Here is a 26260-nt window from a genome sequence, read left to right as displayed (position 1 = left end):
ATAACATGAAAAAGCCTCAAAAACCGTTTTTTGTGCAAACGTTCCCGAGGCTGCTTCGAGCAATTTTTGCCCGCTTTAATTTGATTCTAGCGGCAAGATTAAAGTTCCATTAAAAACTCTGTCAGGTTTTTATCGTGCGGTACTTCGAGCTTTTTACGCAAGCGATACCTGCGTATTTCAACTCCTCTTAAACTAATGTTCAACAGTGACGACATTTCTTTACTGCTCATATTCATTCTGAGGTAAGCACACAGTTTTAAATCATTCGGAACAAGATCCGGATGTTGTGCCTTTAATTTTTTAAAGAAACTCTCGTGTGCCTCGTTAAAGCTATTTTCAAATAAATGCCAATCACGTTCATCATTCATTCCATCATTAATTACTTTCTGGATTTTGCGGGTCTGATCATCTGAGAGTTTTTTACCATTCTCATCCTTTAATTTGGTGATTTCATCACTTAGCTTTTGAAGCAGTTCGTTTTTATAAACGAGGGTCATGGCCGAGTTGGCGAGTTCTCTGTTTTTCGAGGCCAATTCGGCTTGTAATTTTTCGGTTTGCAGCTTGATGATCTGCTTTTCGTTGATCTCTGTTTCCTGCCTAAGAATCTCTTCCTGCTCAGCCTGTAAACGATCGCTAATTTTTTGGCTATCCCGCTGTAATTTTCTTTCGTAGATTTTTTTGCCCAGAATTAACACCACCACAAAAAGAACAACATAACACAAAATGGCCCAGTTATTTAGATACCATGGCCGCAAAATGATAAACGAATAAACGGTTTCCCCGCTTACTGAAGTATCATCGATTTTTGCCCTAACTTTAAAAACATAGTTCCCGGCACTTAAATTGGTGAAATCTTTTTCTGTGGCATAACTCCAATCAGACCAGGCCTTAGAATATCCCTCTAAATAAAACTGATATTTAACCTTAGCCTGCCGGTAATAGGGCAATGCATAAGAAATGCGGATATTGTTGCGGCTGTTTTGGATCTCTGTTGCTTCCTCACTATTTCCAGCTTCGCTGATGAGCGAAAACTTATCGGTAATATCTTCTACACGCCTGATCAGTACGGAAGGCAATTTTTGCTTCTGCAAATTCAGTTGAGCCGTAGGATTGTAGATTACAAAGCCATCATCAACGCTGATCAGGTAAATGGAATTACTGATTCGGCTGATATTCTCATAATATTGCACCATCCTGCCATCTAAAATGCTGAATTGATTCGAATCTATTTCTACTTTACCAGGTTCGCTAAAGTTAACCAGTGCTGTTTTGCCGTGATTAATAAACCAATATTTTTTACCTCCTGCGCTAATAATTTTATTGGATGATTCGAAAGAGCCGAGTTCTTTATTAAGTGCTTCGTATTTGGTAAACTTATTGCTCAATTCATCGTAAGTATAAAAACCCGCATCAGAAGAAAAGACAATTTTGTTCTCTAAGTTGAATATATTGATGTTGTAATTGCCAGGGAGCCCGTTTTTTTCATCGAAATATTTTGTGCTGGTTACACTCGTGTAATTAGTGCTTAAGCTTAATTTGTACAACCCTTTATAAGCATGCGCCACCCAGATATCTCCTTTATTATCCTGTTCTACATATCTGGATGGGGCATCAAAGCCTGCAATTTTTGTAGCAAACTTTAATCCCAGCGCTGGAGATTCTGTAAAAAGCGAAAGCCCGGTATAAGTGCCCTGAACTAGGTAATTTGGATTCGAGTTTAACTTTTTAATCGTCCAGCCACCAGCTGATCTTGATAACCAATCGATTTTATCGCCGTTTACTTTAAATGTGCCGCTATTGTGCCCACAGATCAACTCATTATCGATAATGGCGAGTTCCCATACCTGGCCTTGCGAATTAGCGATTAACCGAAAATTAAATGGCAGTAGGTTATCTGGCGACCACTCGCTGTAAAATAAACCTTGATTGGTACCGAGATAAATTTTATTGTTGAAGATAATGCTGGAGTAAACAGTGCCAAACTGACCTGTTTTATCAAAATAAAAATATAAAGGAGAGTTAAGTTCTATGCGGTCGATCCCATTATCAAGACCTGTCCAAAGATTTTGTTCATTATCAGCATATAAACTTAAAACAGTATTGTTCTGTAAACCGCTCGATTTATTGATCCGCTGCACAACCCTTCCATTCTCATCAATAATGATCAGGCCATTAAGGATAGTACCGTAAGCAAAATATTTACCCAATAAACTCACCCCATTATTAAGCTGGTAGGTTTTAAGATAACTATTTGCTGGTGTGTTCAGCGGTGTAAAATCTTTTCCGTCATAGGTAAACAATCCGTTCTTACTGGTGCCGATAATGAGGCCGCTGGTTTTATAAGGAAGGATAGAAAGAATTCCTTCTTTGCCAAGTTTTTCACTGTTTGGAATATGAATTAACTTGTTGCCAATGAGTTCGAACAAACCTTTTTCCAGTACTTCAATTAGGTACCTTTTGTTCACCTTATGAAGAAACAGAAAGGAAGATGGTGATTTTACAACCTCGATTTTGTTGTTTTTATAGAGGAATATTTTCGAAAAAGATTGAAAGATTACCCTATCCTGGTCTACATAGATTTTCCAAACTTCATCATTGATTTTTATTCCTTTTGGTAAAAGATTGGTAAGTGAGCTATAGGTTAACTGGTTGCTTTTAATTGACCAAAAGCCAAATTCACCAAAGCTACCGGTATAAATTCTTCCTTTATCGTCTGTCGCGACCGATCTAACAATTTGCCTGTTGGGCATCTGATATTTCTGCCAGTAGCGGCCATCGAAAGTTAAAAGTCCTTCAGCATTGCCAAAGTACATTACGCCATTTTTATCTTTTGCTATACTCCAGTTCTGGTTTCCTGATGAATAGACAGATTTTGGATAATTTTCTATATATGGAACGCCTATGCTTTTAATTTCTGATGCATAGGTATTTATTGCGAAGCAGGATAATAATAATAGGAGCCGGAAATAGTTTAGCATAAAATGGTTAATAGGTAAAGCCATTAATACACAAAGTAAATGAAAAATTGTTTAATAGTCGATCGTTAGTGGCCTATAGTTCATGACTATTAGTTAAAGAGGAAGGCTTTTGATAAACGATCAACAATCGACCTATTAAAAGAGATCGTTTTATGCAATATTATAATGGTCGATTGTTTTCAGCATTGAGGCGTTAAGAAACATTAAGCAGTTAAGTAAATTAAGGATAGAATACCGGAACTCGCCAACTAGCCCTGATGGCAGTGGCACGAAGCCAATTCTTCATTGGCGAAGTAAAACGTACAGCAGGACGGAACCCTTGTTGTTTGCAATGACACTGCGCTCCAAAAAAACTTATTGTGTTATAATCGCTACAATTGAAACTTTGCAATCAACTATGGACTATCCAACCCAAAACCTAACTTTTCACAACTACAGGCTGCGGAACCTTTACATAATAGCCTGTGCCATCGTAAGGGCGCTTGCGTGGATTGGTAGTGCACTCAACTGAGCAACAGCCCTGAAGCTGATCGCCGCATTCATCACATTGGGTAATGTGTTCATTACATTCAGGATTAGCACAGTTGATCATTTTAGGGGTGGTTTTACCGCAATTATAACAAACCGAAACAATGGTGGGGTTTACCTTATTTACATCGACAGCAATGCGGTTGTCGAAAACATAACACTTGCCTTCAAAATCCTTTCCGCCTGCTTCTTTTCCATATTTAATAATGCCACCATGTAATTGGTAAACATCGTTAAAGCCATGATGTAAAAGCAATGCAGATGCCTTTTCACATTTTATTCCACCTGTACAATACGTTAGTATTTTTTTGTCTTTATATTGGGCAAGTTGATTAATCTGTTCAGGGAAATCGCGGAAATTTTCGATATCGAGTGTTAATGCATTTTTAAATTTACCAAGATTGTGCTCATAATTGGAGCGTACATCCAGGATAATTACATCCTCATCATCTTTCATTTTCATGAAATCTACAGGCTCTAAATGTTTACCTGTTTTTTCGTTCGGATTAATGATCGAGGTATCTCTTAAACCAGAATGCACAATTTCTGATTTATAACGGCAGTGCATTTTCAGAAACGAAGGCTCCTCAACATCATCTATTTTGAATTCTGTTTTTGCAAACCTTTCATCGGCATGTACAGTTTTCATGTAAGCTTCGCAAGCCTCAACAGTGCCAGAAACGGTGCCGTTTAAACCTTCATCGGCAACGATAATACGGCCAACTAAACCTAATGATTTACAAAATTTAAGATGATCGGCAGCAAATTGTTCTGCCTCTGCTATGTAACTATAGCAATAGTAAAGTAGTGTTTGATATTTTTTCATAACGCTGTTGATACCGTTGCAAACGGCGTTTAAAGCGGGGCAAAGATAGTAAAAAAGGTTGAAGGTAAAAGGATAAAGATGTTAGGTTTTGCCCTCTACCTTAATGCCTTCAGCCCTAAACCTTATTATAGGGTGTAAGCAATTCTAAATCCTTGTGTTAATTTGCGGGCACCGTCGTAGGCAAAGCCATAACTGGCCCTTAATACCAGGCGCTGGAAACCGAAATAAAATTCTTTATAATTTCTTTTTTCTGGAGAAGACAAATAACCACCCCCAATAAATTCTTCTAATTTAGCTTTACGCAGTAACGGCACTTTATTTGTGAAAAAGCCTGCAAAATTATGCTCTAAATGCGCTTCGAAGTATTGCTGGTTGGTGCTGAACTGATAAAAATCTAAATATTGAAACTTCCTGATATTAGGAGGGAAGATGGTAGATATGTTACCTGAAAAATGTTTGAAATCAGGATAGTACATCTTTGCATTATTAAGAAATTTTCCTGCCCCGACCAAAAATGAACTATATCCCAGTAACCCTAAGCTAATTCTATCCTGATAAACTTCTGCTTTTACAAAATCGTAATCAACATCACTATTTAAAAAATTGTTAAATCCCTTCTTATATAATACCGTAATTCTAGGGAAGTGAGATTCGGTATAAAACTTGCCATCTGGACGGGTAATGTATTTCTGACCTATGGTGTAAGTTAAACTTACGGTTGCACTTAAGGAGTTGTAGGTGGGGAAAAGTGGTGTTTCTACTGTTGGACTAAAAGGATTGTTCGAGGTAAATTCCCTATCCTTGACATCGATAAACTTAAATGTAGAGTTATTGATTAAATTTTTGTTCCTGCTATAATCTACACTTGCACTTCCCTGTAATCCTGTTGCCAGTTCTCTGGTTGTGTTAATGTTAATAAAGCTTTTCTCGTAAAATTTTGAGAAGTTTTTTTCGTAAAGCAATGAATTGATGGTATTGCCTAACGCAGTCATGGAGCCCAGATTGTTTAGGTCAAAAATGCCATTTCCGAACGATGCACCTACACTGGCCCTTTTAAGCGGATTGTAATAGTAACTTCCGGTTAAACTTCCTGTAAGTTTTTGGTTGGCAAAACCATACCTCAGTTCAGGCCGGATAGAATAAGATCTCCTATTCTCAAAATCTTTTCTATATGTAACCCCATATTTTACCGCAAAACCTTCTACGGTATTGTAAAATATGGCTTTAAGTACCGGATCGAAAGACCAATATTCCTTATCATAGCGGTCGTTAACACTATATCCTCTAAGCAGCAATTTGCCAATACCAAACTTGTTGTTGTCTTTTTCTAATGAATCGAGGTATTTTTTCGATTCTTTTAATTTAGCAATACTATCTTTTTTAACGTAATTAAGCTTTTCATCACCTGTTAAAGGAATCGGCCTATTGTTTGTCCAGTAGGCAGAGTCTTTTTTGTTCACCATTTCGGTTATTTTTAATATTTCGCCATTGAAAAAGTTTTTAGGAAACTTAGGGTCAACATTGTAATTGCTATAAATACCAACAAAATAGCCTGCAATTTTAAAGCCTAATACATTACCTGCGAATTGAAAATTGATGGCGGTAGGCATATAAACCTCCTTAACCTTGGTAAATTGTTGGCTGATGTTTAAGGTATCGATAAAGTTGATCCCCGATTTTTTGGTTAAATAAACATCGGTATTGTAAATTCTCCAGCTGCCATCAATAATGTATATAATACCCCTAAATACAGGGTCATTTTCACGACGGGGGATGACCTCGATTTTGTGGATCAGTTCTCCGTTTTCTTTGGTTTCGCCAAGCAATTTGTATTTATAGTAAAAAAGGGCATTGTCTGCAATTGGCGAAATGAAGCCCCTGGTACTTAATTTGTTTTCGAGCAGGTAATTATCATAAAAATTAATAATGAGATCAGATGCTTTATTGAAACTGAAAGCATTGTTTCTTCCGGCAACTTTTGATGAAATCATTTCTTCGTGCACATCATTAGGCCTTCTGAAATTAAATTTACTCTGCGATTCTGATAAATAAATGATGCCTTTTCGATTGGTATCGAGTTCCAAAACTTTTTGGATATCCTGACCGAAAAACTTTTTAGGGGCACCCCTTAAACGTTGGACGCCTTTGATATAAACATCGCAACTAAATTCCTTAACTTCATTTAAGTGTGTTTCTCTCTGCTTAATGGTTTTACGGATAATGGCATAAGCCGGATCTTCGGCATTTGCCCTGATGTTTACGTTTTCTAAAGTATAACTTTCAGATGTTAGGGTTACATTGAGCGAAATATCGTCGGTAAGGTTGATGATATGCTCCTGCTGTTTGTAGCCCACAGCCCTAAAATTTAGTGTGTATTGTCCCGATTTTAACTTCATCGAATATCTCCCATCAACATTTGCAGATGTACCGGTAGTGGTGTTTTTTAAATAAACCGATGCAAAGGGAACAGGTTGTCCGTTGGTATCTTTAACTATTCCCGTGATGGTAAATTGTTGAGCAAAAACAAAATTGGTGAGGCCACAAAAAAATAGGAGCGCGCAAATTCTTATCATAAATTGGATTAGTAAGCTATAAATATCGAATAACTTTTAAGACTATACATATAGGGGGGTGTTAAAGTTTGTTAAGATTCAAAAAAAATGGGATAATATTAATTTTTTTCAGAATAATATAAATGTAATCACCATTAGCCAACTAATCAAACGTTTGTCTCTAAAATATGTTGTTAAAATTGCCTTTTTAGGTCTGTAAAGACTTTTTTTTATAACTTTGGGCGTAAAATCAACCATATAAAAAGGCCATGTATAAAACATTACAACCTGTTCTTCAGAAAGAACTTGAAGAAATCGAAAACGCTGGATTATTTAAACGCGAAAGAATTATTGTTACCCCTCAGGGTGCCGACATTAAAGTGGCCGGCGGTGCTGAAGTAGTTAACTTTTGTGCAAATAATTATTTAGGACTCTCTTCTCATCCAAAAGTAATAGAAGCGGCTAAAAAAGCGATAGACGATCATGGCTATGGAATGTCTTCAGTACGTTTTATCTGTGGCACACAAGATGTACACAAAGAATTGGAAGCTAAAATTTCCAAATTTTTAGGTACAGAAGATACAATTTTATATGCTGCGGCATTTGATGCCAATGGTGGTGTTTTTGAACCCTTGTTTAATGCAGAAGATGCCATTATTTCTGATGAATTAAATCACGCATCAATTATTGATGGTGTTAGATTGTGTAAAGCACAACGTTTCCGTTATAAAAATGCAGATATGGAAGATCTGGAAAAACAGTTGATCGCAGCCAAAGATTGCAGGCATAGGATTATTGTTACCGATGGTGCTTTCTCTATGGATGGGTCGGTTGCTCCACTGGATAAAATTGCAGATCTGGCCGATAAATATGAAGCCCTGATTATGATCGATGAATCGCATTGTACAGGTTTTATCGGTAAAAACGGCCGCGGAACACATGAGCACTTCGACGTAATGGACCGTATTGATATCATTACCGGTACTTTGGGTAAAGCTTTAGGTGGTGCATCTGGCGGTTTCACTTCTGGTAAGAAAGAAATAATCGATATGTTGCGTCAACGTTCACGTCCTTATTTGTTCTCTAATACCCTAGCGCCAGCAATTGCGGGTGCATCTATCGCAGTATTGGATATGTTAAGTGAAACCACGTCGTTAAGAGATAAATTAGAAAATAATACGAAGTATTTCCGTGAAAAAATGACTGCAGCTGGTTTCGATATCAAGCCAGGTTTCCACCCAATTGTTCCGGTAATGTTGTACGACGCAAAAATTGCACAACAGTTCGCAGCTAAAATGTTAGAAGAAGGTATTTATGTAATCGGGTTCTTTTATCCGGTTGTGCCTCAGGGCAAAGCGAGAATTCGTGTGCAGTTATCAGCAGGGCATGAGCAACATCACTTAGATAAAGCAATTGCTGCATTTACCAAGGTAGGGAAAGAATTGGGAGTAATTTAAAACCTATATATCTACGATAACTATAAAAGCCGCTTAAGCGGCTTTTATAGTTTATGGGTTCATTTTCTTTTATAATGGTATTGTAAACAGATTATTTGAACTCATCAACCCTGAAATTATTGGATAATTTGCCGTATATTTGAAGCCATGTTACAGGACAAAATAACACAATATACCGATAAAATTAATGCTTTCGTAACTGAAAAAGCAGACGAGTTAGAGCAATTCCGCATCAAATATTTAGGAAGCAAAGGCGTAATCAAAGAGATTTTCGACGAATTCAAATCTGTTTCTGTTGAAGAAAAAAGATCCTTAGGTAAAGTTTTAAATGAGTTTAAGCAACTTGCCGAATCAAAATACCTCACCTTAAAAGAATCTACAGAAAGTGCCGAGGTAAAAACTGAGAACGCACAACAAGATTTAACTTTACCTGGTGAAGGTTTCGAGATTGGTTCGCGCCACCCTTTAGCTTTAGTGCGCCGCGAAATTGTAGAGATTTTTGCTAAACTTGGTTTTACAGTAGCAGAAGGCCCTGAAATTGAAGATGATTGGCATAACTTCTCTGCACTGAACTTCCCTGAAGAGCATCCAGCAAGAGATATGCAAGATACTTTCTTCATTAAAAAAGGTGGAGAAAAAGGCGATATCGCGCTGCGTACGCATACTTCTTCCGTGCAGGTGCGCATGATGGAGCAGGGCCAACCGCCATTCAGGGCAATTATGCCAGGCCGTGTTTACCGTAATGAGGCCATTTCTGCACGTGCACACTGTTTTTTTCATCAGGTAGAAGGTTTGTATGTTGATGAAAATGTTTCATTTGCCGATTTAAAGCAAACCTTATTTTATTTCGTTCAGGAATTATACGGAGAAGGTACAAAAGTGCGTTTCCGTCCATCATATTTTCCGTTTACAGAGCCATCTGCAGAGATGGATATTTCATGTACTATTTGTAAAGGAGCAGGCTGCCAATTTTGTAAATACAGTGGTTGGGTAGAGATTTTGGGCTGCGGTATGGTAGATCCCAATGTTTTGGAAAACTGTGGTATCGATTCGAAAAAATATAGCGGTTTTGCATTTGGAATGGGAATAGAACGTATTACCAACCTGAAATACGAAATTAAAGATCTGCGTTTGTTCTCTGAGAACGATGCACGTTTCTTAAAGCAATTTAAATCTGCTTTAATTTAATGATGAAGTATTTATATAGCATATTGTTTGTATTCTTAATTGCCACAGGCTGTGGTAAAGATGAAGGTTACATTCCTGACGTGCCTGTGAATTATAATGTAACACTTCAAGAGTTTTCCATTAAGCAAAAAGATAATGTTATGCTAGTTGCTGATCGGGGTGTTGGGGGTTTAATTATTGTGAGAATATCATCCAACAGTTATGTCGTATTTGATCGTTGCAGTACCGTAAATCCAGAGAAAATTTGTAAAGTAGTGCCCGATGACAGCGGATTTACCGCAACCGATCCATGTTCTGGGGCAAAATTTTCACTGCTTGACGGAAGTCCACAAAAAGCACCTGCAGAAAGAAGCTTAAAAGCCTATAATATTTCGTTGCAGGGCAATACACTATTACACGTAAGCAATTAAAATGGAAGCTGAAAAAATAAAAGAAACAGTAAAAAAGGCTGCCAAAGAACTATTTAGAAAATACGGTTATCATAAAACCAGTGTAAACGAAATTGCTAAAAAGGCACGTATTGCCAAAGCAACGATTTACAAATACTTCGAAAGTAAAGAACAAGTGCTGGATAGTATCCTGATGGATTACCTTGATCAGAATCTTCACGAAATCCTGCATAATAAATTAAGCTACGCATCAGAAGAGGAGCATTTAAAAGCATTGGTAATGAAAACCAGCCGTTTATCTTTTACGGCTTGCAATGAGTTTATCGGGTGGGATTTTGTTCGTGAAAATGCAAACTCACAGGAGTTTTTAAAACATTTATCAGATCAGCTAGAGGCATTGTTATTGGCCGCTTACCTGCAATTGGATAACTTTAAGAATAACCCTGCAAGAAGAGAAGGATTGGCCTTTCTGTTGAAAGCCAGTAAGAGCATCGTATTTTCATTTGCATTTACTTCAGTTAGCGACTCTGACGTTCGTAAGAACTTTGTAAGTTTCCAGAAAGAAATATTGCCTTTTTTGGTAAAAGCAGCGCTTTAAATTGAACAATCTTTAATAACAGGTTCGTCCTCGACCAGAGCATCGCGGAGCGGAGAGATCTAAATCAAAAGTGCTCTCCAGATAGATTTAGCTTCGCTGAGCATTTCGTGGTTCTCGGCTGCATTGCACCCGATAGCGCTGAGTCTGGTCTTAGCATCCCGCTAAGACACTAAAAAATAAACTTATTGGTATGTCGTAGCGAAACGCTATCACTAGAAGAAGATAAAAAGGGAACGAATGCAGAAATCCGTGTTTATCTACCTGCATCTGTGGTTAAAAATTCAACTTACTGATTATAATAATCTTTCATCTTAAATTTTTGAACAGTTCTTTTTATTTTTCCATCAACAAGTTTTTGCGTAATCACCGTAACGTTATCTGCAATACTCGAATCTTCAATTACCGATGAATCTTCGTAAAGCACATTTTTGGTATCATATTTATAGTTGATGGTTTTGTCGAAACAGCATCCATCTTTTTGATGAATAGAAACCTGTTTTGTTTTTTTATCAATATCGAACATACCCAGGTTTTCGCTGGCCAGTTTGGTAAGTTCTTTATTCAGTAGGAATTTGTTTTCTTTTGATGATAAATAAATGCTGTAAGATGGACTGGCATAAGCGCCATTGTTACCATTTCTTATGGCGATGTCTTCTGAGCCGTCAAAATTAAAATCACCAAAAATTAAAGGTGTTTGGTATTTGCCTAAATCGAGCCATCCAAGTTTGGCATTTTGGTTTTCAGTTAAGCCAAAATCCAGATCTTCAGAATGGAAGGTGTCTACTTCTCTATCTGTGGCTTTATCGTAAATAATAATTGTCGCTTTTCCGCTGCAAGCGTTATTTTCACATTTATCAACAAAAATTTTGGCCTTGTATTGTTCAGAGCTGTTATTGGCCAAGAATTTAAACTGTGCTTTCGAAGTATTGGCAATCAATAAAATACCGCAAAAGATAATCAAACTTTTCATTAAATATTTTTCGGTAAAATTACATCAATATCAGACTGTAAAAAGTTAAAAAAGGTTAACGTTTTCTTTTGCGGGTTTTGATATAGCTTTGTACTGCAGATTTTGTAGTGAGCCAATCTCTGCCTTCTTTGTAAGCATCTATTTTACCCTGCCTCGCTAACAAACTCACATACTCTTGCCCATACGGAACATCAGGTTCCGAAACGATATGCGATATGGGTTCGTAATCTCCGTACGTGTTTCCTGGCAATGCATTTATATAGATGTTTAACGAGCGCTCCAGGGCCTGCAGCATTAACAAACAAAGCTTATGGTAATTACCCTTGTTGGCTTGGTTAAGTGCTTCATAGTATTTCTTTCTGTCATTTTTGAGGATAATAGCGGGTGGGAAGCCTTTTCGCATGAGCAGTAAATTCATGGCAAGCCTCACCGTACGGCCATTTCCATCAAAAAAAGGATGAATCCAAACCAATTTATGGTGAAAAATAGTAGACAACAGGATATCATTTAATCCTAATGGGTTATCATTAATGAAGCCAATTAATTCATCTAACAGATCAGAAACCTTGTTAGCGTTGGGTGGTGTAAAATTTGCACCAACAATGCGAACACCACCATTTCTTAAGCGGCCTGCATAATCATCTTCAATACTTCTGAGCACTAAGCCATGAAGCGACAAAATATCGATACTTCTAAGCGCGTAGTTTTTATTGACTAAGGTATAGAGGTAATCGATGGCTTTTTCATGATTGTAGGCTTCGAAATGCTCCCTTAGTGATTTGCCTTTAACGGTCATACCTTCTTGCAAAACCATTTGGGTTTCTTTCAGGCTTAAGGTGTTTCCTTCTATGCTATTGGAGTTGTAAGTCCATTCTATGGTGAGGTCTTCTTTGATACGGTATAGCGCGCTATTGGGCAATGGCCTTGAGGTTTCTAGCCTGGCTTTTTTTTCGTACAACCTATCTATTTGAGGTAGTAGTTCTTTTAAATCGCTTAAATCGAATTCCCACATACCCAAATATATTAATTATCGGTTGGATTTAAAAATTTACTTATCCGATATTAAAGATTTTTGTCCAAAAAAAATGATAGCTGATTTGCTACCATTTAAAACTTTCTTTATTTAGTTATTCCCATTTAAATACTTTCACCGCAACAGCATAAATGCCAAAGCCCCAGAGCAATAGGATCATAATCTGGAATTTAACGTCCCATAAGCCCAAGCCTTCAAAAGCCACTTTGCGCATGGCATCGTTTAAATAGGTAAGGGGTAGTGCTCTGCTAATGGGCTGTAACCAGCTAGGAAAAGCCTCGATAGAAAAGAATGTCCCTGATAGTAAAAACTGCGGTAAAGTAACGATGTTCGAGATGGGCGGTACCATACTTTCGTTTTTAGCAATGCCTGAAATGATAAAGCCAAAACCCATAAAAACAATTACACCTAGCGTAGCCAGTATGAGCATATTGACAACGGTGAGCGCACCATGGACCAGTGTAAAGCCAAAAAAGAAATGACCGATCAGGATGATAAACAATGCGCCAATTAAGGCGAAACCGATACGGGCAATACCTTCGCCGATTACAATACTCGAACGTTTAACAGGTGTAGCAAAAAACCGCTTGATTACTAAGGTTTGGCGCAGACTCAAAAAAACGAATGCAGTTCCGAAAACACCGGTACTTAATAGCGAGAAGCCTAACTGCCCGGGAAGTATAAAATCGATGGTTTTATATTCGCGGCCAGTAATAGTGCTTTCTTTTATCTCTGCTACTGTCGGTTTTAAGGTTTTATCGTAGAAAATATTGTTTAGAACCGATTTTAAAATTCCGCCTTTATCTCTTGATGCGGAGGTGTAAACCACGTTGACCGAATAGGCAGTAGAATTTACTTTTCTATGCACATCAATCATAGCGTCAACATTGCCTTTTTCTAACAGTTTGTCGAACTCAGCTTTCGATTTATCTTTAACCAGGCGGATCATTCCTGTTTTTTCCAACATGCCCATCACCGGGTTATTTACATCAGCGCCTGGGGTCACGCCCACATCAATGCGTGTTCCACCACCACCTAAAAATCCGAAGACCAGAATAAATATTAAAGGGAAAGCAAGGGTGAATACCACTGCCGAAGGGCTTCGCATAATCGATCTGAAACTCGCTTTGGCAAGGGCAAGGGTTGCTGTGGTGTTACTGTACCCCCCAGCCCCTGAAGGGGTGTTTGAATTTCTTTCGTGTATATCTTTTTGCATATTGGTTCTGCTGGATTTTATTTTTTAAAAATGTATTAAGCACTAGGTTTCAAGTTCCCCCTTCTGGGGCTAGGGGCTTATTCTCTCCATTCCTGGCCGGTAAGGTTGATAAAAACATCTTCCAGATTGGCCTTTTTAACCTCTTTTTTACGTTCAAAACCGCTGCTCACTAATTTATCTATTAAATTATCAGGAGTATCCAGCGCGATAATCTGTCCGCGTTCTACGAAAGCAACGCGATCGCAAAGTTGCTCAGCCTCGTCCATATAGTGCGTGGTAATTACAACGGTAGTACCTGCATTACGGATTTCGATAATCAGATCCCAGAGATTTCTTCTGGCCTGTGGATCTAAACCTGTTGTGGGTTCATCCAAAAAAATAATCTTAGGTTGGTTGATTAGTGTTGTAGCTATAGAGAAACGCTGTTTTTGCCCGCCCGAAAGTGCTTTGTATTTGGCTTTCGCTTTATCCTGAAGATTTACTTTCTCCAGCATTTCCATCGGTTTGATGTTGGCGCCATATAAACCGGCAAAAAGTTCGATCAGTTCGATGAGATTCAGATTTGGATAATAACCAGCTGCCTGTAGCTGTACACCTATAATCTGCTTAATATCCTGCGGCTGTTTGTCGACAGAAAAACCATCAACGATAATTTCACCAGAGGTTTTATCCCTTAAGGTTTCAATAATTTCGAGGGTAGTGGTTTTTCCGGCGCCATTAGGGCCAAGCAGACCAAAAATCTCATGCTCGTAAACTTCAAAACTAAGCCCTTGAACGGCCACAAAATCATCGTATTTTTTTACCAGGTTTTTAACGCTGATAATGGCTTTTTTTGTTTCCATATTGCGAATGTAAGCAGCTTTAAATGAATTGAGAATGAATTTTGACGCAGATAACCGAAAATGTCGGTAAAATGATGTTTTATGCAGGCGAAATAGGTTATAAAAGAAATCTGCGGATCGGCAGCTTATTCTTGCCGCAAATCCGCAGATCGTTTATTGTGCGCTGGTATTTAAGCTTCGGTCTATTACCTTAAGCCCTCCGCCTTCCAGCCTTCTACCTTAATACTACCAAACCAGATCGCCCTTCATTACATCAACAAAATCGTCGAATAAGTAACGCGAATCGTGTGGACCTGGTGAAGACTCTGGGTGATACTGAACCGAAAATGCTTTTTTACCTTTAACACGGATACCTTCGATCGATTTGTCGTTTAAGTTAACGTGGGTAATCTCTACTTTATCAGAGTTTCTAACCTCATCAGGAATTACACCAAAACCGTGGTTTTGTGAAGTAACTTCGCAGTGGTTTTTGATAATGTTTTTTACCGGATGGTTTAATCCACGGTGACCGTTAAACATTTTCATGGTGCCAATACCATTAGCTTCGGCCAATAACTGGTGACCTAAACAGATCCCGAACATTGGTTTATTTACCGCGAGAATATCTTTGATTGTTTCTACAGCGTAAGGCATCACCGATGGATCGCCAGGGCCGTTAGAAATGAAATAACCATCAGGGCTGAATTTTTCCATTTCGGCAAAAGTAGTTTTTGCCGGGAAAACCTGAACGTAGATATCGCGGTTTTCGAAACTGCGCAAAATATTTTTCTTGATACCTAAATCTAAAGCCGCCACTTTTAAGCTCGCTTCAGGGTTGCCATAAAAATAAGGCTCGGTTGTACTTACTTTAGATGAAAGCTCTAAACCTTCCATTGAAGGTACTTCGGCCAGTTTTTGTTTTAATTCTTCTAAATCCGTAATCTCAGAAGAAATAATCGCGTTCATTGCACCTTTATCTCTAATGTGGCGAACCAATGCACGTGTATCGATATCAGAAATGGCAACCAGGTTATCGTTCTGAAAATAATCCTGAATAGATTCTGTTGCTTCTTTACGGCTATAAACGATGTTGTAATTTTTGCAGACTAAACCAGCAATTTTGATCGAACCTGATTCGATTTCATCTTTGTGGATACCGTAATTGCCAATATGCGCATTGGTGGTAACCATTATCTGTCCAAAATAACTTGGATCAGTAAAAATTTCCTGGTAACCTGTCATCCCGGTATTAAAACAAATTTCGCCAGTAGTGGTGCCAATTTTTCCGGCCGCTTTGCCGTAAAAAACTGTGCCATCGGCCAGTAATAAAATCGCAGGTAACTTGGTGTAGTTAGTCATGGTAATTACAATATGGATTTTGATTTAAAAAAGAGTTGAAAAAAGAATGGCTTTCGGCATTAAAGCCGTTTTTGCTGGGTGCAAAAAAAGATGAATATATCCCTTCCATTTCGGGGTACAAAGATAGAGTTTTAGATTGGAAATGTAAAGAGAAAAGTGAAATAAGGTTGGGGCTAAAAGCAGAAAGACTAAAGCTGAAAGCAGTTAGACACGATTTAAATAAAAAATGATTTTTGCCTGAGATAGCTTTGGTCTTTTACCTTTGGTCTTTTCAGCTTAATTAAAGAAAAAACAATACTTTTGGCAACACAAAACAAATTCCATGTCGGTACATAAAGAAATCAAACGCATCACCACGCACACTTTACAGGAAATGAAGCAACGTGGTGAAAAAATATCTATGTTAACGGCCTACGATTATTCGATGGCTACCATTTTAGATGATGCAGGATTAGACGTTCTACTTGTAGGCGATTCGGCTTCTAATGTAATGGCTGGTCATGAAACAACCTTGCCTATTACGTTAGATCAGATGATTTACCATGCCGCCTCGGTAATCAGGGCAGTTAAACGCGCTTTCGTTGTTGTCGATTTACCTTTTGGCTCTTATCAGGGGAATTCAAAGGAAGCTTTGAACTCAGCGATAAGAATTATGAAAGAATCGGGTGCCCACGGTGTTAAATTGGAAGGCGGTGAAGAAATTATCGAATCGGTTCAACGTATTATCACTGCAGGAATACCTGTTATGGGGCATTTGGGTTTAACACCTCAATCTATTTATAAATTCGGAACATATACAGTCCGCGCGAAGGAAGAAGAAGAAGCAAATAAGTTAAAAACAGATGTTTTGGCTTTACAGGCTGCGGGCTGTTTCGCTATTGTATTAGAAAAAATTCCTGCTGCTTTAGGTAAAGAAGTTACAGAAAGCCTGAATATTCCAACTATCGGTATTGGTGCCGGACAAGACTGCGATGGGCAGGTTTTGGTTGTAAATGATATGATTGGCTTAACAAAGGGGTTTAAACCACGGTTTTTACGTCAGTATATTAATTTATACGATGAAATTTTAGGCGCAGCACAATCGTACATCCGTGATGTAAAAGCCAACGATTTCCCGAACGAAAAAGAACAGTATTAAGTTTGGAGTTTGGAGTTTTTTCAAACGTAGATAAACCATCCAACTTTAAACAATTAACCAATAGACTTTTGCAATAGACGATTTGCTTTGTCCAATGAACTAATGACGAATGAACCAATAAACTAACCGATGCCAATTACCGATAACGACATCCTTTTTGAAGACAATCATTTAATCGCCATTAATAAAAGGGCAGGTGATATTGTACAGGTTGATGAAACCGGCGATGAACCTTTGGATGAACAGGTAAAAAAGTATATTGCTAAAAAGTACAATAAACCCAATGGTGCTTTTTTGGGTGTAGTACACCGATTAGATCGGCCGGTAAGTGGCGTAATCTTGTTTGCTAAAACGAGTAAGGCTTTGGAACGGATGAATGCCGTTTTTAAAAATAGGGAAGTAAAGAAAACCTATTGGGCAGTGGTGAAGAACAAGCCAGAGAAAGAGTCGGCAACTTTGATCCATTGGCTGGTTAAAAACCCGCAGAAAAATGTGGTTTCCTATTACAATACAGAGGTTACGGGCAGTCAGCGTGCCGAGCTTTCTTACAAAGTAAAGGCGAAGGTTGGCGATTATTACCTCTTGGAGGTAGATCCCTTAACCGGACGTTCGCACCAGATCAGGGTTCAGCTCTCATCAATGGGATGCCCGATTATGGGCGATAATAAATATGGCTATCCCCGCGGAAGCAGAAAAGGAAGCATTTGCCTACATGCCCGCCGTTTACAGTTTATACACCCGGTTAAAAAAGAACCTGTAAATATATTTGCCAAATTACCTGTTGATGGTTTTTGGGAACGTTTCGAAGATTTATAACACAACAATATTTAATATAATTAAGATATCCGGTCACAATATTTAAGTATTCGATCGGATTTTTTATGATTTGGCATCATATTTCGTCTATTCAAGACTTAAAACCAAATTTGTCATGAAAAACACCATCTTATCTATCGCTGCAGCAGGCTTACTGGCTTCTACATTGGTTTCGTGCGATAGCACTAAAAAAACGGAAACAACCAAAGATTCAAGCGAAATTTCTGCTAATGGAGACACCATTACTAAAATAACGACAAAAACAACTGAAACCGTTAAAACCGAAGTTCCAACTTTCTCAAGTGAAGAGGTAAACAAAGGCCTTGCTGAATATGCTAAACTTAAAGACGAATATGTTGCAGCTGTGAAAAGTAAAAATGCTACAGAAATTAAAGCATTAAGCGATAAATACACGGCTTGGGCAAACCAGGCAACAGGCTGGGCAAGTAAGCTTAAGCCAGATGAAATACAAAAATACTCTGATTATATGCTTAAGTTAAGCGAAGAATGGAGTACAGCGGCTAAGGATGCTTTAAAGTAATTTTAAAATAATAAGAAAACTGGTCATAATGCAGACTAGAAACTGTCACGTTGAGCCTGTCGAAACGCCTTAAATATATTTTAAAGTGTCCTTCGACAGGCTCAGGATGACAATTCTTTCTTAAGTATGCAACCTCTTTTATTTACAGTCAATTTTGTCAAAAGTCATCGATCCATCAAACTTTAGTTTGTTTAGGTCTTTGAACTTGGTTTCGCCTTTTACTTCCTGTACATCGCCAAATCCCTCTGTTAGCTGATCACCCTTTTTTAAAAAAGCCACTTCCCTAATTGATGTTTTGCCTTCAGACTGAAAAGTATAGTTAGCAATTATCGTATCGCCTTTAACAATTCCGGCTATGGTGCCAGCATTTTTATCTTTTTCGTATAAATTATAACCTAAAGTCCCAGTTACTGTATTGTCTTCAGTTTTTAACGATAGGGTGGCCGTATCCCGGTTTTTAATGTACTGGTAGCACCGAATAGAATCGGGGCTTGCCGTTGCATTGGTTACTATGGTAGAATCTATTTTGGCCTGTGTTTTTTTTGCCGTTCCACCCTGGCATGATGCCATTAATAAAGCAGTAAGGCCTAATACCGGAAAGATGCTTTTCATTTTCTTAAAGATTAATTTTTTATTATTAAGCAAAGCCCTTGCCAAAAAGATTTGGCACCCTGTGCCGATCTTTACATCGGAATTAAGTTTATTCCAGATAATGCACTATGTAATAAGCTTATGAGGGGAATTTTAAAAAAATTAACGAAATGCTGGTTCCTTTGTGTTCTTCAGATTTAATATCAACATCTATTTTATGGAATCGGGCAATACTTTGCACAATGGCCAGCCCCAGGCCAAAGCCGTTTTCTTCGGTATTTCCCCTTTTAAACCGATCGAAAGCATTTTCTACCAGTGCCGCGCTCATACCTGATCCGGTATCGCTGATGCTGAGGATATATTTTTCAGCTTCGGTTTTATCTGTTATGGTAATAGTGCCTCCCTCAGTATTATACTTTATTGCATTGTTGATAATGTTGATTAAAAGGGTGTGTATCAGCGCTTTATTTCCGGTAAAATGAAAATCCTTTGAAAGGTGGGCGTTATAACTGATGTTTTTATCTGCTATTCGATCTTCCAGATCTTCATATATATCATCGATTTCCTGTTTGAGGCTAATTTCTTCGGTTTTTAGGTACTGATTGTTTTCTACCTTAGAAATGAGCAACAAGCTGTTGATAATTACCTTTAAGCGGTTTAAGGTTTTTAGAGAGGCGTAGATTTTGTTTTCGTGCTCAACCGGAATATCTGGTGTGTTGAGCATATTTTCGAAGCGCGTACTTAAAATTGAAATGGGGGTAAGCAGCTCGTGCGAAACGTTAGCAATAAACTGCTTTTCTAAAGCGAAAAGCGTATTTATTTTACGCATCAAAGAGTTTATGCTATTATCGAGGATTTTAAAATCGTTGGTGGTAGTTGGTATATTCTGGTAATTGTAATGTGAAGGATCATCAACCAGATTGATCTTTTTGTCGATAATGAGATAAAAAGGCCTTAATAAAAAGTTTGAGAAGGTAAAATCTGCTACCAAAGTAATAAGTAAGGCGGCAACCAACACAATCAGCATGTAAAAACGGATCGAATTTTTAATGGATTGAAGCGCTGTCATCGTTTCTCCAATCTCCAGGTTGTACCAGTTTGTATGATAAGAAAATTTATAATTGAGGATTCTATATACCTCAATATCGCCTTCGATTTCCCGCTTTTCTGTAAATACTTTTGCTGTAGAGTCTTTCTGGTTATCGGGTATATCTGTTAAAACGATAAATTCTTCCTTTAAAATATTGTAATCGGTAAAGGATTGTTCTTTGTTTAAAAGGCTGTCGATCTCATTATCGTTTAAGTTTTTAATGATTTTGTTTTTCTTTTTGGTTAAACGGTTGTCAAATTGGTTGTAAGCAAGTTTATCCAACGAAAATAGAATGATAGCCCCCAATACCAGGATAATGGCAATTTTGGTTACTGCATTGTATAAAGAAAACTTAACCTGTAACTTCATTTTGTTTAATGGTTCATTGGTTCAATTGGGTTCATTAATAGATCGAATCTTAACTTCGGACCTTCGACTCCCGACGCTCTAGCAATTAATCCTGTAGCCAATACTCCTTACGGTTTCGAACCAATCCGTTGGACTCACCGCTGCGAGTTTTTTTCGCAGGTTTTTAACATGGACATCAACAAAGTTAGAATCAGAATTGACTTCTAAAATATCGCCCCAAACGTGTTCAGTTAAACTCATTCTCGATACTACGCGGTTTTTGTTCAATACCAGATAGTTGAATATTTCGAATTCCTTTTTGGTTAGATTTAATCTCTCATCACCAAATGAAACGGTCCTATTCTGAATATTGAGCAAAAAATCATGAATGTTTACCTCGTTTTTCTCCAACTTGTGTTTTCTACGGGTAATGGCATGCATACGCGCTAAAAGTTCATTTAACGAAAATGGTTTGGGTAAATAATCATCTGCACCTTCATCAAGACCTTTAATCCGGTCATCAACGGCACTTCGGGCGGTTAAGATAATTACAGCATCATCACGATCTTTCATGGCTTTCAACTGTTTCAAAATATCGAAGCCATCGCCATCGGGCAAACCCAGGTCTAATAAAATGAAATCATAATTGTTTACAAATATTTTTTCTTCCGCAGAAGATTTTTTCCAGGCATGCTCTACAATAAATCCTTCTTTGCTCAAGAATTCATCCATTTCAAGCGCCAGGCTTTTTTCATCTTCAACTATGAGTACGTTCATTTTAATTTAGTTAATGTTCTTTAGTCGTTCAGCTTTATGCTTTAGTCTCTAAAACTAAGTTAATATTTTTTAAGATGATCGTACAAGCTTCTTCAATTTCTTCTTTGGTTATAATTAAAGGAGGGGCAATGCGCATAGAATTGCTGCAATGTAAAAACCAGTCTGATAATACACCGTCTAAAATGCAGGCATCAATGATTTTTTTATTGATCTCGAAATTTTCAAATTCAGCCGCCAACATTAAACCTTTTCCCCTAATTTCTTTAATGGCAGGATGTTGAAGGAGCTGTTTAAACAATTGCCCTTTTTCTTCTACTTCATCAACAATATGATCATCAACCAAAGTACGTAAGGTAGCCAATCCGGCAGCACAGCAAACCGGATGCCCCCCAAAAGTAGTCATGTGACCCAAAATTGGGGTATGCGATAAAACTGACATAATTTTCAGTGAACTGATAAAGGCCCCAATTGGCATTCCACCACCAATTCCTTTCGCCAGGAGCAGCACATCGGGCACAACATTATAATGCTCAAAGGCAAACATTTTACCGCTACGGCCAAAACCAGATTGTATTTCGTCGAAGATTAACAATGTTCCGGTTTCTGTACATTTCGCCCGTAAAGCCTGCATATAGCTTAAATCCGCCACCCGGATTCCGGCTTCACCTTGTATCGGCTCAATAAAAACAGCGGCAATTTCTGAAGTGATTTTTTCGAGATCAGCAACTTTGTTATGTTCAATAAAACTTACGTGGGGCAGGAAAGGACCGTAGCCAGAAGAATAGAAATCACTTTCCATTAAACTTTCTGCGCCTTGTGTGCTGCCGTGGTAAGCATTTTTGCAGGCAATAAATCCTTTACGGCCAGTATAACGTTTCGCCAGTTTCATGGCGCCTTCTACCGCTTCAGTTCCTGAATTTAAAAAGTAGGTGCAGCTTAAGCTGTCGGGCAGGATATCGGCAAGGGCTTTGGCAAAATTTACCTGAGGCGTTTGCACATATTCGCCATAAACCATCAGGTGCATATAGGTTTCTGCCTGCTCTTGAATGGCCTTCACCACCGCAGGATGGCAATGACCAACATTACTCACGCCGATACCGGCAATAAGATCGATGTGTTTTTTGTTTTGCGCATCGTAAATGTAGATTCCTTTTGCCCTTACAAATTCGAGCATAAGCGGCTCTGGAGAGGTTTGTGCATTGTGTTGTAAAAACAACTGACGTTGGGTAAGCATGGCACAAAAGTACGGAAATGAAAGAGTGCTTTAAAACAAAAAAGACCTACATTACTGTAAGTCTTTTTCTTTACTGCCTTTGGCCGCCTTTAAATCTATTGAGTAACTCGCGTTTAAAACCTTCCTGCGCCCGGTAAAACTTTCCAACAATTTTTATCGGCAATACCGCTTTAAGTTTGTTGTAATATTTTTTATCAAGATTAAGGTCTTTTTGCTTGAAGTCGAATTCGCTGGTAATTAAACTTTGCACCTGCGCATCGGTTAGATTATCTATTTCAGTTGTTTTTCTGAAAGAGATCATTTTCTGCATGCGTTCTTTGCGCAAGGCATTTTGTTCTGCCTGCATGTCGTTATAAATCGGCCAGAAAATCTTAGCCTCTTCTGGCGATAAATCCAGTTTTTGAGTGAAAAAAGCTATTTTAAGTGATTCTATTTCTTCTCCCTTTGGCTTTTGTGCCAACAGGGTTGTGGGTAATAAAAACATTAAAGCAACAAAAAGTAAATTCTTCATTTCTGTATTAATTATTTAGTTCCTGAGATAAATCACTTGACGAGAAATTACTCAAGATGTAGTTTTCCATTTCTGTATCTGACGCAGAAGTAGTTTTTATATTAGATGATGTAGTATTTTGCGTTTCTAAATGATCGATGATCGTACTTTCGTCAATATCATATAATAGTTGTTCGTTTATTGCTTCTGCAGATTGTGTTTGCTGAACAGCATTAGTTGAGCCATTCTGGTAAAAATAAACACCAAACGAAGCCATTAATAAGAAACAGGCCGCGCTTGCGTATTTAACAATGTTGCGCCTCCATAAAGGAATAACTTTGGCCTCTCTTTTAGGCTCCGATGCTGCAATCGTATCGGTAATTCTACGCTGCAGCGTATCGAAATAATTTTCAGGTACTGCAAAGGCCTGTTCTGCTTTAGGCAATTCGGACAGCGAAATTTGGGTTTGAATGCGTTCCGTTAGATCTTCAAAATAATGCTGCGGAACTTCAAAATTATTGTCACTGGTTTTCTGTTTCAATCCATCTAAAAAGACAGCAGAAAAAATGGCCTCATCACAATTTTCGAAATATCCATCAGGAACGGAGAAAGGATTGCGTTTGCCCATTGCCGCAAGTGCAGGGGTTTCGTTCATCCAATCGTTATTTTCTATATTTTCGTTCATCACAGATATATGATACAATTAAAGTGAAAAGGTTTAATAGTCTATTTCATCATTTGTAATAAAAGCTTCAATTTTTTTTGCCGCGATGTGAAATGATGCTTTTAAAGCGCCTACAGAGGTACCTAGCACTTCCGAAATCTCTTCATATTTCATGTCGTCGAAATATTTCATGTTGAAGATAATCCGTTGTTTTTCAGGTAGGGTAAGGATTGCTTTTTGCAGTTTAAGCTCAAGTTTATCACCGTTAAAATAAGATGAGGCAACCAGGTTATCGGCAAGCTCGGATGATACTTCGTCTAAAGGTGTATTGTTCCGCTGTTTTTGCTTGTTTAAGAAAGTGATGGATTCGTTGGTCGCGATACGGTAAATCCAGGTATAAAGTTGAGAATCGCTCCTAAATTTATCGAGGTTTTTCCAAACTTTAACAAATACTTCTTGTAAAAGATCGTCGCAATCATCGTGGTTTAAAACCAGCCTACGGATGTGCCAGTATATTTTTTGCTGGTATTTTTTTAGCAACAGGTTAAAGGCTTCATTACGCGTGCGCTCGACAGCGAACATGGCGAGAATTTCCGAATCTTCAACTTGTTTCATTATTTTTTAGATATGAGATACGAGATATGAGACGTGAGATTGGCTTAGACACAACGTCTCAAATCTCACATCTAATTTCTCATATCTAATGGCTTAAATCTATTTTTTTCTGCCAATTACTTTTTGAACAGCTTCAACAATGTTTACGGCATCTAAGCCATATTTAGACATTAATTGATCTGGTGTTCCGCTTTCGCCAAAAGTATCGTTAGTGGCTACAAACTCTTGTGGCGTTGGTAATTCGGTAGTTAACAAACGTGCAACACTTTCACCTAAACCACCAAATTTGTTATGTTCTTCGCAGGTAACCACACAACCAGTTTTTTTAACTGATTTTAAGATGGCCTCGTCATCTAATGGTTTAATAGTATGGATATTAATAATTTCAGCATCGATGCCTAATTCAGCTAATTTTTCACCAGCTTCGATTGCTTTCCAAACCATATGGCCTGTAGCGATAATGGTAACATCTGTTCCTTCATTAACCATCCATGCTTTACCGATCTCAAATTTTTGATCTGGATCTGTAAATACAGGGATTACCGGACGGCCAAAACGTAAATAAACCGGACCTTCGTATTCTGCAATGGCTATAGTTGCGGCTTTAGTCTGGTTGTAATCGCAAGGGTTGATTACTACCATGCCTGGCAACATTTTCATTAAACCTATATCTTCTAAAATTTGGTGGGTTGCACCATCTTCGCCTAAGGTTAAACCTGCGTGTGATGCACAGATTTTAACGTTTTTATTAGAATAAGCTACTGATTGACGGATCTGATCGTAAACACGGCCTGTAGAAAAGTTGGCAAAAGTACCTGTAAAGGGAATTTTACCGCCAATAGTCATTCCTGCTGCAATACCGATCATGTTTGCTTCTGCAATACCAACCTGTGTAAAACGCTCAGGGAAATCTTTAATAAAAGCATCCATTTTAAGCGATCCAACTAAATCGGCACATAAGGCAACCACATTTTCGTTTTTCTTTCCAGCCTCATGTAGGCCAGCTCCAAATCCCGAACGTGTATCTTTTTTTTCTGTATATGTATATTTTTTCATTATTTCTTAGATATGAGATGTGAGATTTTAGATGTGAGATTCAGCGACAATTTGTCTCAAATCTCCTATCTATGGTCTCCAATCTGATTTAGTAATCCCCTAAAGTTTCTGGTAATTGCGCTAACGCTGCGGCCAACTGCTCATCATTAGGCGCAGTACCATGCCATTTGTGTGTACCCATCATATAATCTACACCAGCACCCATCTGTGTACTCATTAAATTTAAGATTGGTTTACCTTTCCCGGTTAGTGTTTTAGCATAATGTAAGCCTTCAACGATTGCTTGCATATCGTTACCGTCGGTATTGATTACATGCCAGCCAAAAGCTTCGAATTTAGCTTGTAAATCATCTAAGGCAAGAACTTTACTTGTAGGACCATCAATTTGCTGTCCGTTATAATCAACAGATGCAATTAAATGATCTACTTTATTAAAAGGAGCGAACATTGCTGCTTCCCAGTTTTGGCCTTCCTGTAATTCTCCATCACCCAATAAGGCGAAGATGAGAGATTTATCGCCATTTAGCCTTTTAGCCAACGCTGCACCAATGGCAACCGATAAGCCCTGGCCTAAAGATCCTGAAGCAATACGGATACCTGGTAAATGCTCATGGGTAGTGGGATGGCCTTGTAACCTAGAATCTAGTTTACGGAAAGTTGCCAGTTCACTTTTATCGAAATAACCAGCATGAGCTAATGTACTGTACCATACCGGAGAAATGTGTCCGTTCGAAAGGAAGAAAAGATCTTCGCCAGCACCTTCCATTGTGAAGTCTGTTTTGTGGTTCAATACTTCAAAATATAAAGCTGTAAAAAAATCTGTGCAACCAAGCGAAGCGCCTGGGTGACCTGATTGACATCCGTGAACCATTCTTACGATATCTCTTCTAATTTGAGAGGCAATATCTTCTAGCTCTTTAATTGTATGTTTCATTAAAATAAGAGGTTGTTGTTATATAGCAAAGGTAATATTTTACCCGCTATA

Annotated in this window: 25 protein-coding genes; 8 read left to right on the top strand and 17 right to left on the bottom strand. The window is 38.1% G+C overall.

Going from position 1 to position 26260, the window contains the following annotated elements; all coding sequences use genetic code 11:
- Positions 1–98 precede the first annotated feature (98 nt).
- The 3 genes from AC1RJ8_RS17680 to AC1RJ8_RS17670 all read right to left on the bottom strand — a co-directional run bounded on the left by AC1RJ8_RS17680 (position 99) and on the right by AC1RJ8_RS17670 (position 6905).
- Complete coding sequence (locus AC1RJ8_RS17680) at positions 99–2978, bottom strand: triple tyrosine motif-containing protein (RefSeq protein WP_492954881.1); 2880 nt, start codon at positions 2976–2978, stop codon at positions 99–101.
- Positions 2979–3396: 418 nt separating this feature from the next.
- On the bottom strand, positions 3397–4332 hold the full coding sequence (gene trhO / locus AC1RJ8_RS17675) for an oxygen-dependent tRNA uridine(34) hydroxylase TrhO (protein ID WP_492954882.1): 936 nt from the start codon (positions 4330–4332) through the stop codon (positions 3397–3399).
- A 125-nt stretch (positions 4333–4457) separates the two neighbouring features.
- Positions 4458–6905 carry a DUF5686 and carboxypeptidase regulatory-like domain-containing protein gene (locus AC1RJ8_RS17670; RefSeq protein ID WP_492954883.1) on the bottom strand — a complete coding sequence of 816 codons (2448 nt, stop codon included), beginning with the start codon at positions 6903–6905 and terminating at the stop codon, positions 4458–4460.
- A 248-nt stretch (positions 6906–7153) separates the two neighbouring features.
- On the opposite strand from AC1RJ8_RS17670, the gene kbl reads away from it, so the two are divergent.
- The 4 genes from kbl to AC1RJ8_RS17650 all read left to right on the top strand — a co-directional run bounded on the left by kbl (position 7154) and on the right by AC1RJ8_RS17650 (position 10516).
- On the top strand, positions 7154–8341 hold the full coding sequence (gene kbl, locus AC1RJ8_RS17665; protein WP_492954884.1) for a glycine C-acetyltransferase: 1188 nt from the start codon (positions 7154–7156) through the stop codon (positions 8339–8341).
- Positions 8342–8488: 147 nt separating this feature from the next.
- A complete protein-coding gene (gene pheS, locus AC1RJ8_RS17660; RefSeq protein WP_029274046.1) occupies positions 8489–9529 on the top strand; it encodes a phenylalanine--tRNA ligase subunit alpha in 1041 nt (346 codons plus the stop codon).
- Positions 9529–9939, top strand: coding sequence for a Rieske (2Fe-2S) protein (locus AC1RJ8_RS17655; protein ID WP_492954885.1), 411 nt, complete (start codon positions 9529–9531; stop codon positions 9937–9939). The genes pheS and AC1RJ8_RS17655 overlap by 1 nt, the downstream gene beginning before the upstream one ends.
- A gap of 1 nt (position 9940) precedes the next feature.
- Complete coding sequence (locus tag AC1RJ8_RS17650) at positions 9941–10516, top strand: TetR/AcrR family transcriptional regulator (protein ID WP_029274048.1); 576 nt, start codon at positions 9941–9943, stop codon at positions 10514–10516.
- Between the two features lie 286 nt (positions 10517–10802).
- Here AC1RJ8_RS17650 and AC1RJ8_RS17645 read toward each other — a convergent pair whose 3' ends face one another.
- The 5 genes from AC1RJ8_RS17645 to carA form a co-directional block, all read right to left on the bottom strand.
- Positions 10803–11486 carry an XAC2610-related protein gene (locus tag AC1RJ8_RS17645; RefSeq protein ID WP_492954886.1) on the bottom strand — a complete coding sequence of 228 codons (684 nt, stop codon included), beginning with the start codon at positions 11484–11486 and terminating at the stop codon, positions 10803–10805.
- 55 nt (positions 11487–11541) lie between these two features.
- Positions 11542–12498: a Fic family protein gene (locus AC1RJ8_RS17640; protein ID WP_492954887.1), complete on the bottom strand. Its 957-nt coding sequence runs from the start codon at positions 12496–12498 to the stop codon at positions 11542–11544.
- 115 nt (positions 12499–12613) lie between these two features.
- Positions 12614–13735: an ABC transporter permease gene (locus AC1RJ8_RS17635; protein WP_492954888.1), complete on the bottom strand. Its 1122-nt coding sequence runs from the start codon at positions 13733–13735 to the stop codon at positions 12614–12616.
- Positions 13736–13812: 77 nt separating this feature from the next.
- Positions 13813–14577 (bottom strand): ABC transporter ATP-binding protein, encoded by a 765-nt coding sequence (locus AC1RJ8_RS17630; protein WP_116251357.1) that lies wholly within the window; start codon positions 14575–14577, stop codon positions 13813–13815.
- A 225-nt stretch (positions 14578–14802) separates the two neighbouring features.
- Positions 14803–15915, bottom strand: coding sequence for a glutamine-hydrolyzing carbamoyl-phosphate synthase small subunit (gene carA, locus AC1RJ8_RS17625; RefSeq protein WP_492954889.1), 1113 nt, complete (start codon positions 15913–15915; stop codon positions 14803–14805).
- A gap of 35 nt (positions 15916–15950) precedes the next feature.
- Here carA and AC1RJ8_RS17620 point away from each other — a divergent pair, with 35 nt between their 5' ends.
- The 4 genes from AC1RJ8_RS17620 (at position 15951) to AC1RJ8_RS17605 (ending at position 18410) form a co-directional block, all read left to right on the top strand.
- Positions 15951–16145: a hypothetical protein gene (locus AC1RJ8_RS17620; protein WP_492954890.1), complete on the top strand. Its 195-nt coding sequence runs from the start codon at positions 15951–15953 to the stop codon at positions 16143–16145.
- A 92-nt stretch (positions 16146–16237) separates the two neighbouring features.
- A complete protein-coding gene (gene panB / locus AC1RJ8_RS17615; protein WP_057932746.1) occupies positions 16238–17053 on the top strand; it encodes a 3-methyl-2-oxobutanoate hydroxymethyltransferase in 816 nt (271 codons plus the stop codon).
- A 129-nt stretch (positions 17054–17182) separates the two neighbouring features.
- Positions 17183–17869 (top strand): RluA family pseudouridine synthase, encoded by a 687-nt coding sequence (locus AC1RJ8_RS17610; RefSeq protein WP_108198402.1) that lies wholly within the window; start codon positions 17183–17185, stop codon positions 17867–17869.
- A 115-nt stretch (positions 17870–17984) separates the two neighbouring features.
- A complete protein-coding gene (locus tag AC1RJ8_RS17605; RefSeq protein ID WP_492954891.1) occupies positions 17985–18410 on the top strand; it encodes a hypothetical protein in 426 nt (141 codons plus the stop codon).
- A 138-nt stretch (positions 18411–18548) separates the two neighbouring features.
- Here the strand turns inward: AC1RJ8_RS17605 and AC1RJ8_RS17600 are convergent, their stop codons facing one another.
- The 9 genes from AC1RJ8_RS17600 to AC1RJ8_RS17560 all read right to left on the bottom strand — a co-directional run bounded on the left by AC1RJ8_RS17600 (position 18549) and on the right by AC1RJ8_RS17560 (position 26209).
- Positions 18549–19022, bottom strand: a complete 474-nt coding sequence (locus tag AC1RJ8_RS17600; RefSeq protein WP_492954892.1) for a hypothetical protein — start codon at positions 19020–19022, stop codon at positions 18549–18551.
- A gap of 118 nt (positions 19023–19140) precedes the next feature.
- Entirely contained in the window at positions 19141–20460 is a 1320-nt protein-coding gene (locus AC1RJ8_RS17595) for a sensor histidine kinase (RefSeq protein WP_492954893.1), read from the bottom strand.
- Between the two features lie 78 nt (positions 20461–20538).
- Positions 20539–21216 carry a response regulator transcription factor gene (locus AC1RJ8_RS17590; protein ID WP_492954894.1) on the bottom strand — a complete coding sequence of 226 codons (678 nt, stop codon included), beginning with the start codon at positions 21214–21216 and terminating at the stop codon, positions 20539–20541.
- A gap of 34 nt (positions 21217–21250) precedes the next feature.
- Positions 21251–22450, bottom strand: coding sequence for an aspartate aminotransferase family protein (locus AC1RJ8_RS17585; protein ID WP_492954895.1), 1200 nt, complete (start codon positions 22448–22450; stop codon positions 21251–21253).
- A 70-nt stretch (positions 22451–22520) separates the two neighbouring features.
- Positions 22521–22961: a hypothetical protein gene (locus tag AC1RJ8_RS17580; protein ID WP_477585859.1), complete on the bottom strand. Its 441-nt coding sequence runs from the start codon at positions 22959–22961 to the stop codon at positions 22521–22523.
- A 7-nt stretch (positions 22962–22968) separates the two neighbouring features.
- Positions 22969–23625, bottom strand: coding sequence for a hypothetical protein (locus tag AC1RJ8_RS17575; RefSeq protein WP_492954896.1), 657 nt, complete (start codon positions 23623–23625; stop codon positions 22969–22971).
- Between the two features lie 33 nt (positions 23626–23658).
- Positions 23659–24219: an RNA polymerase sigma factor gene (locus AC1RJ8_RS17570; RefSeq protein ID WP_025145705.1), complete on the bottom strand. Its 561-nt coding sequence runs from the start codon at positions 24217–24219 to the stop codon at positions 23659–23661.
- A gap of 99 nt (positions 24220–24318) precedes the next feature.
- Positions 24319–25275, bottom strand: coding sequence for a transketolase family protein (locus AC1RJ8_RS17565; protein ID WP_057932755.1), 957 nt, complete (start codon positions 25273–25275; stop codon positions 24319–24321).
- 88 nt (positions 25276–25363) lie between these two features.
- Positions 25364–26209 carry a transketolase gene (locus tag AC1RJ8_RS17560; RefSeq protein ID WP_492954897.1) on the bottom strand — a complete coding sequence of 282 codons (846 nt, stop codon included), beginning with the start codon at positions 26207–26209 and terminating at the stop codon, positions 25364–25366.
- Between the last annotated feature and the right edge of the window lie 51 nt (positions 26210–26260).

This window comes from Pedobacter sp. GW822-FHT03F06 (assembly GCF_058801365.1).
Note: the sequence above shows the minus strand (reverse complement) of the source record. Positions and strands in the feature narration are given on the sequence as shown.

What these genes read in the sequence shown, in the direction of transcription:
- AC1RJ8_RS17595 (WP_492954893.1), bottom strand. Translation starts at nt 20,460, where the DNA reads ATGAAGTTACAGGTTAAGTTTTCTTTATACAATGCAGTAACCAAAATT.
- kbl (WP_492954884.1), top strand. Translation starts at nt 7,154, where the DNA reads ATGTATAAAACATTACAACCTGTTCTTCAGAAAGAACTTGAAGAAATC.
- AC1RJ8_RS17670 (WP_492954883.1), bottom strand. Translation starts at nt 6,905, where the DNA reads ATGATAAGAATTTGCGCGCTCCTATTTTTTTGTGGCCTCACCAATTTT.
- AC1RJ8_RS17575 (WP_492954896.1), bottom strand. Translation starts at nt 23,625, where the DNA reads ATGAACGAAAATATAGAAAATAACGATTGGATGAACGAAACCCCTGCA.
- AC1RJ8_RS17650 (WP_029274048.1), top strand. Translation starts at nt 9,941, where the DNA reads ATGGAAGCTGAAAAAATAAAAGAAACAGTAAAAAAGGCTGCCAAAGAA.
- AC1RJ8_RS17635 (WP_492954888.1), bottom strand. Translation starts at nt 13,735, where the DNA reads ATGCAAAAAGATATACACGAAAGAAATTCAAACACCCCTTCAGGGGCT.
- carA (WP_492954889.1), bottom strand. Translation starts at nt 15,915, where the DNA reads ATGACTAACTACACCAAGTTACCTGCGATTTTATTACTGGCCGATGGC.
- AC1RJ8_RS17590 (WP_492954894.1), bottom strand. Translation starts at nt 21,216, where the DNA reads ATGAACGTACTCATAGTTGAAGATGAAAAAAGCCTGGCGCTTGAAATG.
- AC1RJ8_RS17655 (WP_492954885.1), top strand. Translation starts at nt 9,529, where the DNA reads ATGATGAAGTATTTATATAGCATATTGTTTGTATTCTTAATTGCCACA.
- AC1RJ8_RS17600 (WP_492954892.1), bottom strand. Translation starts at nt 19,022, where the DNA reads ATGAAAAGCATCTTTCCGGTATTAGGCCTTACTGCTTTATTAATGGCA.
- pheS (WP_029274046.1), top strand. Translation starts at nt 8,489, where the DNA reads ATGTTACAGGACAAAATAACACAATATACCGATAAAATTAATGCTTTC.
- panB (WP_057932746.1), top strand. Translation starts at nt 16,238, where the DNA reads ATGTCGGTACATAAAGAAATCAAACGCATCACCACGCACACTTTACAG.
- AC1RJ8_RS17605 (WP_492954891.1), top strand. Translation starts at nt 17,985, where the DNA reads ATGAAAAACACCATCTTATCTATCGCTGCAGCAGGCTTACTGGCTTCT.
- trhO (WP_492954882.1), bottom strand. Translation starts at nt 4,332, where the DNA reads ATGAAAAAATATCAAACACTACTTTACTATTGCTATAGTTACATAGCA.
- AC1RJ8_RS17560 (WP_492954897.1), bottom strand. Translation starts at nt 26,209, where the DNA reads ATGAAACATACAATTAAAGAGCTAGAAGATATTGCCTCTCAAATTAGA.
- AC1RJ8_RS17580 (WP_477585859.1), bottom strand. Translation starts at nt 22,961, where the DNA reads ATGAAGAATTTACTTTTTGTTGCTTTAATGTTTTTATTACCCACAACC.
- AC1RJ8_RS17630 (WP_116251357.1), bottom strand. Translation starts at nt 14,577, where the DNA reads ATGGAAACAAAAAAAGCCATTATCAGCGTTAAAAACCTGGTAAAAAAA.
- AC1RJ8_RS17680 (WP_492954881.1), bottom strand. Translation starts at nt 2,978, where the DNA reads ATGCTAAACTATTTCCGGCTCCTATTATTATTATCCTGCTTCGCAATA.
- AC1RJ8_RS17570 (WP_025145705.1), bottom strand. Translation starts at nt 24,219, where the DNA reads ATGAAACAAGTTGAAGATTCGGAAATTCTCGCCATGTTCGCTGTCGAG.
- AC1RJ8_RS17610 (WP_108198402.1), top strand. Translation starts at nt 17,183, where the DNA reads ATGCCAATTACCGATAACGACATCCTTTTTGAAGACAATCATTTAATC.
- AC1RJ8_RS17640 (WP_492954887.1), bottom strand. Translation starts at nt 12,498, where the DNA reads ATGTGGGAATTCGATTTAAGCGATTTAAAAGAACTACTACCTCAAATA.
- AC1RJ8_RS17645 (WP_492954886.1), bottom strand. Translation starts at nt 11,486, where the DNA reads ATGAAAAGTTTGATTATCTTTTGCGGTATTTTATTGATTGCCAATACT.
- AC1RJ8_RS17585 (WP_492954895.1), bottom strand. Translation starts at nt 22,450, where the DNA reads ATGCTTACCCAACGTCAGTTGTTTTTACAACACAATGCACAAACCTCT.
- AC1RJ8_RS17565 (WP_057932755.1), bottom strand. Translation starts at nt 25,275, where the DNA reads ATGAAAAAATATACATATACAGAAAAAAAAGATACACGTTCGGGATTT.